Raw genomic sequence first — 6,767 nt, 5'->3', positions numbered from 1 at the left:
CCGCACCCCCACCCCGTGCAGCGCCGCGCCACGCCCCTGAACCCGGTTTCTAACCCGGTCGACCACCGGGGGGGCCCGGGGGGGCCCCCCGGGGGGCCGCCGGCCGGCGCCGCGGTCGGCCGCGGCGGCATCCTCTACCGTGTCTCCGACGCTCCGGTACGCCTCCTGCTGGGTGCCGTCCCGGTCTACCGAGATTTCGCGTACGGGATGAGCAACGGTCCCGACGTGCGCCAGCTCGAGACCAACCTGGTCGCCCTCGGTCTCGACCCGCACCACCGGATCACCGTGGACCGGCACTTCAGCGCCGCCACCGCCGCCGCGATCCGGCGCTGGGAGGCGTCGTGGGGGCGCCCGTCCTACCAGCGCACCGGCCGGCTCACGCGGGGCCAGATCGTCTTCCTGCCCACGCCGCTGCGAGTCACCGCGACACCGGCCCGCGTCGGTGGAACGGTCGCCCCCGGATCGGCCGTGCTCGCCGGAACGTCGACCGACCGCGCGGTGGTGGCCCAGGTCGACACCTCCCAGGGCGGCGAGATGCACGTCGGTGACCGGGTCGAGGTCGCGCTGCCCGACACCGAACCGATCCCGGGCCGGGTCACCATGATCGGCCAGGTGGCGACCGCGTCCGCCGGCGACTCGCCCGACCAGCCCGCCGACCCGGACGCGGCGACCGTCCCGGTCACCGTCACGCTGCGGGTGCCCGGCGGTTTCACCCTGGACCAGGCCCCGGTGACGGTCGACGTCACCACCGGCACCCGCGCGAACGTGCTGCTCGCCCCGATCGCCGCCCTCCTCGCGCGGCCGGGCGGCGGCTACCAGGTGCGGTTGGCCGGCGGCGGCCTCGTCCCGGTCGAGCCGGGCCGGTTCGACGAGAGCACCGGCCAGGTCGAGATCGTCAGCGGCCTCAGCGCGGGCCAGTCCGTGGAGGTGCCGGCCGCATGAACGCCGTCCTGGAACTCGTCGACGTGCGCAAGGTCTACCCCGGCACCCCGCCGGTGGAGTCCCTTCGCGGCATCAACCTGACCGTACGGCAGGGCGAGCTGGTCGCCGTCGTCGGACCGTCCGGCTCCGGCAAGACCACGCTGCTCAATCTCGCCGCCGGCCTGGACCGCCCGTCCGCGGGTTCGGTACGCATCACCGGCCACGCCGTCGAGAGGCTGCGGGACCGGCAGCTGTCCGGCGTCCGCGCGCACCGGCTCGGCGTGGTCTTCCAGCAGTTCATGCTGCTCGACCGGCTCAGCGCGGCCGAGAACGTGGCGACCGGCCTGCTCTACCGCGGCGTGCCGGGCTCCGAGCGCCGCCGGGCCGCCGCGGAGGCCCTGGAGCGGGTCGGCCTCGCCCATCGCGCCGGCTTCCCCACCGCGCACCTCTCCGGCGGCGAGCGCCAGCGGGTCGCGATCGCCCGCGCCCTGGTCGGCCGGCCCGCCGTGGTGCTGGCCGACGAGCCCACCGGCAACCTGGACTCGGTCGCCGGGCAGGGCGTCGTCGCGCTGCTGCACGAGCTCAACGCCGACGGCGTCACGATCGTCGTGATCACGCACGACGAGCGGGTGGCCGGGGCCATGTCCCGCCGTGTCGAGCTTCGCGACGGCCTGGTCGTCGGGGAGGCGCGATGAGGTCCCGCCTGCGCCCGGCCGACCTGCTGCCGGTCAGCACGGTGGGCCTCCGGTCCCGGCCGGGCCGCGCCGCGCTCTCGGTGCTCGGCGTCGCCATCGGCATCGCGGCCATGGTCGCCGTGCTCGGCGTGACCCGGTCCAGCCAGGCCGACGTGATCGCCCGGATCGACCGGGTCGGCACCAACCTGCTGACCGTCTCCAACGGCAAGACTCTCCGGGGTGCGGAGGCGGAACTGCCGGAGACGGCAGGCCCGGCGGCGGCGCGTACGCAAGGAGTGCTTTCCGCCGCGGCCACCGCGACCCTTCCGGTCCAGGTGTATCGAAGCGACCGGATTCCGAGCGGGCGCACCGGGGGCCTGTCGGTGCGCGTCACCGACCCGACTCTGCTGGCGACGCTCGATGGCACGCTGGCGCACGGCCGGTTCCTGGACGCCGCGCTCATCCGCTATCCCGCGATCGTGCTCGGCCACTACGCCGCGGCGGTCCTCGGCATCGACAACGTCACCGACCGTCCGCGCGTCTATGTCGGCGACCGCTGGTACACCGTGGTCGGCGTGATGGCCCCGGTGGACCTGGCGCCGGAGCTGGACACCGCGGCCTTCATCGGCGCGCCCGTCGCCACCCGGGACTTCGGCTATCAGGGCAACCCCACCCGGATCTTCGTACGCGCCGAGACCGAGCGCACCGCGGAGGTCGCGGGCATGCTGGCCCGCGCGGCCGACCCGGAACACCCGGAGGAGGTCGCCGTGAGCCGCCCGTCCGAGGCGCTGACCGCGAGGCTGGCCGTGACCGGCGGGACCACCCTGCTGCTGCTCGGCCTGGGCGGGGTGGCGCTGCTGGTCGGCGGCATCGGCATCGCGAACGTGCTGGTCATCTCGGTCCTGGAACGCCGCGGCGAGATCGGCCTGCGGCGGGCGCTCGGCGCCACCCGGGGGCACGTCGGCGCCCAGTTCCTGGTCGAGTCGCTCCTGTTGGGCGCGGCCGGTGGTCTGACCGGGGTGGTTCTGGGCACGGCGGTCACCTACGCGATGGCGGCCGCGCGCGGGTGGCAGACCCTGGTTCCCGCGTACGCGCTGGGGGCCGGCTTGGCCGCGGCGGCGGTGATCGGGGGAGTCGCGGGGTTGTATCCCGCACTGCGCGCCGCCCGCCTCTCACCGACGGAGGCGCTCCGCACGCTGTGACATTCCCTCTACCTCGAGGCGGTCACCCATGTCGATGGCCGCCGGCGTGGGTGACGGTCTGGGTAGCCTCGACGCATGGGAGGTGAGCGCGGCCAGACAACGCAGCGGGCGCAGCGTATCCGCCTGGCCGGCCGCGTTGCCGCCGGAGCGCTCGCCGCGGTGCTGCTCGGTGCCGTGACATTGATGACGATGACGCCGTCGGCCGGCAGTGCCGAGATCCGCGCCCAGGACTGGATCGCCGATCATCACACCGCCGGTCCGCCGCTTGCCGAGCTGCCGTCGCGCCTGGCCGTCGCGGTTCTCGCGACCGAGGACACCCGGTTCTACCAGCATCGCGGCCTGGACCCGCAAGCGCTGGCCCGGGCGGCCGCCGGAGCATTCGAAGGCCGGGACGCCGGCGGCTCGACGATCGAGGTCCAGCTGGCCAAGCTGCTCTACACCGGCGGACGCCGGAGCCCGCTCGACCAGGCGGAGCAGGCCGCCCTGGCGATCAAACTCGATCGCGCCTACCCCAAGACAGAGATCCTGCTGATGTACCTCAACGCCGAATACTTCGGCCACGGCTACTACGGGGCCGGTGCCGCCGCCCACGGCTACTTCGACGTCGCGGCTCAGGACCTTACGTGGGGCCAGGCCGCCCTGCTCGCCGGTCTGTTGAAAGCACCCAGCTACGACGATCCGCTGTGCCACCCCGACCGCGCGCTCGCGCGCCGCGGCGAAGTGGTCGGACGCCTCCAGGCAGTCGGCGCCCTCACCGCGGAGCAGGCCACCCTCACGGACCGTACGCCCCTGCAGTTGGCCGATCCGGTTCTCTGCACGTTCTCGGGTCCAGCACCGGAACAGACCGGCTGACCCGGCCGGCCGGATCGCGGGCGCGGAGCGCTAGGAGTCGTGGGCCGGGCACGGGGTGCCGCGGTCGAGGGTGTAGCGGGCCTCGACCGTGTAGGTGCCGGCGAGCGGGGCGGACAGTTCGGTCCAGGTGCCGTTTCGGCGCAGGCAGGGGCGCGGGGTGGTGTCGTTGTCGACGCCGTCGATGGCCAGCCACGGCGACCAGGCGACGCGCAGCAGGGCCGAGCCCGGGCCGGGGAGGTGGACGGTGAGCGCGGCCGGTCCGGCGTAGGTGACGGTGGCGGGTGCGGACGCGAGCGGGTCGGGCCCGGCCACCCGGTAGATCCGCCAGTCGGCGTCCTGCCAGACCGGGGACAGCCAGGGCGGTCCGGCGGTGACGATCCGGGCCTCGGCGAGGCCGGCGCTGTCCAGCTCGGCTCCGGGCAGTACGACGTAGCCGACGCTCCAGTCGCGCAGCCACGTCCGGTAGGAGGCGGCGGTCAGGGTCCCGCCGTAGAAGAGCGGGTTGCGTTGCACGTCGGCCTGCCGGTTCCAGCCGCGGGCGAGGTCGAGGTCGGGGGCCAGGCCGGAGGCTTCCCAGTGGGTGCGCAGCGGCACGACCTCGACCCGCCCCTGTTCGGCGTGCAACCGGTGAAGTTCGGCGATCAGGGCCGGGGCGTCGGCGACGGTGGCGTCTACCGGCGCGGTGTGGAAGAGGTCGGCGGCCGGTTGCGCGGTGGTCCAGATGATGAGGGCGGCGGCGGCCGCGTACGTCGCGATCGTCTTTCGGGTTCGTGGTTCGCCGGTCATGGCGGCGCAGATCAGGACCGTGCCGCAGCCCAGGAGGGCGAGTCGTTCGACGTTGCTGCCGATCGGGGTGGGTAGCACCCAGCACAGGGCGACGCCGGCGGCGTACACCCAGGCGCCGGCCCGTACGGTCCGCCAGGCCGGGGGAGTGAGCCGGGCGACCGCCGTCGCGGCCGCCGCGGTGACGAGGGCGGAGTACCAGGGAAACGGTTGTATGCCGGAGAAGGGAAACAGCAGTGTGGTCGCTGCGACGACGACCGGTGGTCCGGCGGCGAGCAGGTAGGCCCGCCGGCGCTGTCCGACGAGAAAGAACGCGGCCGCCAGGACCTCGATGAACAGGCCGGCGACCGGGCTGCACAGCGTCGCCACCGTGCCCAGGACGGCGGCGACCACGGTCCGCCGGGTCGCGAGGTAGGCGGCCGCCAGGGCGAACGTCAGGCCGAGCAGGTAGGTGACGCGGCCGGCGGCGAGGTTGCACCAGACCGCTACCGACAGGCAGAGCGCGGGTGGCAGGGGGCGGTGGACGCCGGCCCGACTCAGCAGCCGGCCGCCGAGGACGGCGCTGACCGTGCAGGCGAGCACGCCGGTGGTGCGTACGCCGAGCCAGGCCATCAGGTAGGGCGAGAGAACGCTGTAGGAGGCTGGGTGGATGCCGCCGTACCAGGACAGGTTGTAGGCCGATCCGGGGTGGTGGCGTACGAAGTCGGTCCAGGCGTATTGGGCGGCGAGGTCGCCCGCGTCCCTGGCCAGCCACAGCGCCCAGACGAGACTCAGAGCGCCGGCGACCAGTCCCGCTGCGACGGCCGGGCGAACCGGCCGGAGCCGAAAACCGAGGGTCGGCCGGCCCGTTCGCCGGGTTTCTTCAGAGCGCTCGGGAGAGGGACGCACCCGCTGCAAGCTACGGGGGCGTTCCCAAGGAAATGCTGAAAGTGCCGGATCCGGTGGCCGTTCCCGGCGGTTCCACTCGAAAGGGCGTTTCAGCAAGCGTTAAGCAACGGTGCCCGATAGTTCCGCCCTGACAATCTCGGAATCCCCATGGAGGACTTTCATGTCGGTGGCTTATGGCGCCGTGGCGGAACGCTCGCGTACGTGGTTGACCAAGGTTCCCGCGATCACCGCGACGTTCTGGGTCATCAAGGTGCTGTCCACGACGATCGGGGAGACGTTCTCCGACTATCTGACGGTGAACGTCGGGCTGGGGCCGGTGGTCACCGACGGTGTGATGGCGGCCGTGCTGGTCGCGGCGCTGGTGGTTCAGTTCCGGACACGCAGGTATACGCCGTGGATCTACTGGTTGTGTGTGGTGCTGGTGAGCATCGTCGGTACGCAGATCACCGACTTCTTCACCGACACGCTGGGCGTCAGCCTGTACCTCAGCACGGTGGTGTTCGCGGTCGTGCTCGCCGTGGTGTTCGTGGTCTGGTATCGGCAGGAGGGCACGCTGGCGATCGCGTCGATCGACACGCCGCGGCGGGAGGCGTTCTACTGGGGCGCGATCCTCACGACGTTCGCGCTCGGCACGGCCGCGGGGGACCTCGCCACGGAGGCGTTGAGTCTCGGGTTCCGCAACGGCGTACTGATCTTCGGTGGGCTGATCGCGGCTACGTGGGTTGCCTACGTGTTCGGTGCGGGTCAGGTGTTGACGTTCTGGATCGCGTACGTCCTCACCCGGCCCTTGGGGGCCTCGATGGGTGACCTTCTCACCCAGGACAAGGATTTCGGTGGTCTGGCGCTGGGGGCGAGCCGGACGAGCCTGCTGTTTTTCGCCGTGATTCTGGTGTTGGTGGCCCGTGAGCAGATTCTGGTCACCCGGCACGGTGTGATGGCCAAGGGAAGTCGGCCGGCCGGCGGCAACCGCCACGACCTCGCGTGGGCGGCGGCCGGCATCCTGGTGGTCGCGGGGGTCGGCTGGGGGCTGAGCGCCTCCAACCGCGCCGCCGACAGCACGGAGGCGGCGCCCACGGTCCAGGCGACCGCCGGGAACGGAAAGCAGGCCGGCACCGTCGCGGTGAGGAAGCCTCACCCGACGACCCGGCTCGGTGACCTGACGCGATTCGCCGTGATCGTCGGCGATGTCCAGGGGAAGGTCGCGAAGAACGACCTTGCCGGTGGGAAGAGCCGGGTCAAGGACCTCGAGGTGGCGTGGGACGACGCCGAGGCCGGCCTCAAACCGCGGGATCCGGCGAAGTGGCATCAGCTCGACGACCAGATCGACGCGGTCCTGACCGCGTTGCGGGCCGGCAGCCCCAGCCAGTCCGACTGTGCGAGCAGCCTCAAGGTCCTCGGTGCCAGCCTGAACAAATTCGACGGCGTCTGAGCCACGATCAGGGGTGAG

General features: G+C 72.6%; 6 protein-coding genes. 5 read left to right on the top strand and 1 reads right to left on the bottom strand.

Annotation, left to right across the window (positions count from 1 at the left end; all coding sequences use genetic code 11):
• The 4 genes from AB0M88_RS37995 to AB0M88_RS37980 form a co-directional block, all read left to right on the top strand.
• A partial coding sequence (locus AB0M88_RS37995) for a hypothetical protein (protein WP_364110681.1) occupies positions 1-942 on the top strand: 942 nt, incomplete at its 5' end.
• Positions 939-1,616 carry an ABC transporter ATP-binding protein gene (locus tag AB0M88_RS37990; RefSeq protein WP_364110680.1) on the top strand — a complete coding sequence of 226 codons (678 nt, stop codon included), beginning with the start codon at positions 939-941 and terminating at the stop codon, positions 1,614-1,616. The genes AB0M88_RS37995 and AB0M88_RS37990, both read left to right, overlap by 4 nt.
• Positions 1,613-2,797, top strand: coding sequence for an ABC transporter permease (locus AB0M88_RS37985; RefSeq protein WP_364110679.1), 1,185 nt, complete (start codon positions 1,613-1,615; stop codon positions 2,795-2,797). Before AB0M88_RS37990 ends, AB0M88_RS37985 begins: the two co-directional genes overlap by 4 nt.
• A gap of 75 nt (positions 2,798-2,872) precedes the next feature.
• Positions 2,873-3,649: a biosynthetic peptidoglycan transglycosylase gene (locus AB0M88_RS37980; protein ID WP_364110678.1), complete on the top strand. Its 777-nt coding sequence runs from the start codon at positions 2,873-2,875 to the stop codon at positions 3,647-3,649.
• Between the two features lie 30 nt (positions 3,650-3,679).
• On the opposite strand, the gene AB0M88_RS37975 is transcribed toward AB0M88_RS37980, so the two are convergent.
• Entirely contained in the window at positions 3,680-5,320 is a 1,641-nt protein-coding gene (locus AB0M88_RS37975; RefSeq protein WP_364110677.1) for an MFS transporter, read from the bottom strand.
• 160 nt (positions 5,321-5,480) lie between these two features.
• Between AB0M88_RS37975 and AB0M88_RS37970 the strand changes: the two genes are divergently transcribed.
• The gene (locus tag AB0M88_RS37970) at positions 5,481-6,749 is read left to right on the top strand and encodes a hypothetical protein (protein WP_364110676.1); all 1,269 of its coding nucleotides are present in this window, start codon (positions 5,481-5,483) and stop codon (positions 6,747-6,749) included.
• Positions 6,750-6,767: the final 18 nt, after the last annotated feature.

Origin of the sequence: Actinoplanes sp. NPDC051411, assembly GCF_040682075.1 — a bacterium.
Classification (GTDB): domain Bacteria; phylum Actinomycetota; class Actinomycetes; order Mycobacteriales; family Micromonosporaceae; genus Actinoplanes.
The sequence above is the reverse complement of the archived record's forward strand: the minus strand, read 5'-3'. Positions and strand labels throughout refer to the sequence as shown.

Bases quoted from the DNA above. Each gene is read 5' to 3' on its own strand.
- AB0M88_RS37970 (WP_364110676.1), top strand. From the start codon at position 5,481: ATGTCGGTGGCTTATGGCGCCGTGGCGGAACGCTCGCGTACGTGGTTG.
- AB0M88_RS37990 (WP_364110680.1), top strand. From the start codon at position 939: ATGAACGCCGTCCTGGAACTCGTCGACGTGCGCAAGGTCTACCCCGGC.
- AB0M88_RS37985 (WP_364110679.1), top strand. From the start codon at position 1,613: ATGAGGTCCCGCCTGCGCCCGGCCGACCTGCTGCCGGTCAGCACGGTG.
- AB0M88_RS37980 (WP_364110678.1), top strand. From the start codon at position 2,873: ATGGGAGGTGAGCGCGGCCAGACAACGCAGCGGGCGCAGCGTATCCGC.